The following is a 1,424-nucleotide window of genomic DNA, read 5'->3' on the forward strand; positions in this document are numbered from 1 at the left end:
TGATGTGAACCCCGAAAGTTGGACACAACCTTCGGGGTTTTCATGTATAAGAAACACACAGAAAAAGAATGGATTCGGGCTTTTGATCTCTACCAAAAGCATTTTGGGCCGTCGTATATCTCCAGGCGAACTAGACTAGACGAAAGGGAAATAAAGCGAAAAATTCAACAATATTGCGACACGGGGGTGTGGCTGACGGGAAGGCTTCCTTACACGCGGTCAACACCAGAACTTAAGCGACTCGTTGTTGACGCTGTGGTTAAGCAAAGTCTATCTTATGGGGAAACAACAATCAAATACGGCATCAGCTTCAGCTGCCTGCAGTCCTGGCTACGCAAGTTCAGGCATGGAGGCTACGAGGAACTGTTCGCCACAAAGCCCAAAGGTAGGCCGCCACAAATGGGACGTCCAAAGAAAATCAAGAAGGCTCCACAAACGGACCTTGAAAAAGTCCTGAGAGAAAATGAACTTCTCCGAGCCGAGAATGCCCTGTTAAAAAAAGTGAGAGCCTTAGTCGAGGAAAGAATCGCCCGGGAAAAAGGGAATGGGCGATAGCCATCAATGAACTAAGGCAAGAATTTAGACTTGAGGATCTGCTGATGCTCAAGGGGATGGCTCGTTCCACCTTCTTCTATCACCTGCATCAAAAGCCAGACCGCTACGCCGAGGAACGGAAGCGGATCAAGGCGTTGCACGCCCTGCACAAGGGCCGTTACGGCTACCGCCGCATAACTGCACAGATGAAGAACGAAGGTTTTACAATCAATCGCAAGACCGTATACAAGCTTATGAGGGAGCTGGGACTGAAGAATGTCCGCCGAAAGTGCAAGTACCGTTCCTACAAGGGAACCGTCGGCAAGACTGCCCCCAATAGAATCAAACGGAACTTCAATACGGGAGCGCCCTGCCGGAAATGGACCACGGACGTAACCCAGATAAACATCGGCCAGGACAAGTGCTATCTGTCACCCATCCTGGACATGTTCAACGAGGAGATCATCAGCTATACAATCTCTGACAGCCCAAATCTCAAGATGGTCATGGACATGCTTGACAAGGCTTACGCCAAGGGTTACAAGTGGAAGCGGTTAATCCTGCACTCCGATCAGGGATGGCACTATCAGCATGTAGATTATCAACAATCACTAAAGGAACACCACATTATCCAGAGCATGAGCCGCAAGGGCAACTGTCTGGATAACGCCGTGATGGAGAACTTCTTCGGCATCATGAAATCGGAGCTGCTCTATCCAAATACCTTCAAGAATATGGACCACTTCAAACGAGAACTCAAAAAATATATCGAGTACTACAACAAAGACCGGATAAAACTGCGCCTAAAAGGAATGAGCCCGGTACAATACCGGACTCATAACTCAGTTTTATCCTAACTTTAAACTGTCCAACTTTTTGGGGTCAGTTCA

1 pseudogene is annotated in these 1,424 nt (G+C 48.0%); it reads left to right on the forward strand.

Annotated elements, in window-relative coordinates:
* Positions 1–192: 192 nt before the first annotated feature.
* Positions 193–1,391, forward strand: a pseudogene (locus BUB59_RS14875) (IS3 family transposase).
* The last annotated feature ends 33 nt before the right edge of the window (positions 1,392–1,424 follow it).

Source organism: Fibrobacter sp. UWEL (genome assembly GCF_900142535.1).
In the GTDB taxonomy this organism is placed as follows: domain Bacteria; phylum Fibrobacterota; class Fibrobacteria; order Fibrobacterales; family Fibrobacteraceae; genus Fibrobacter.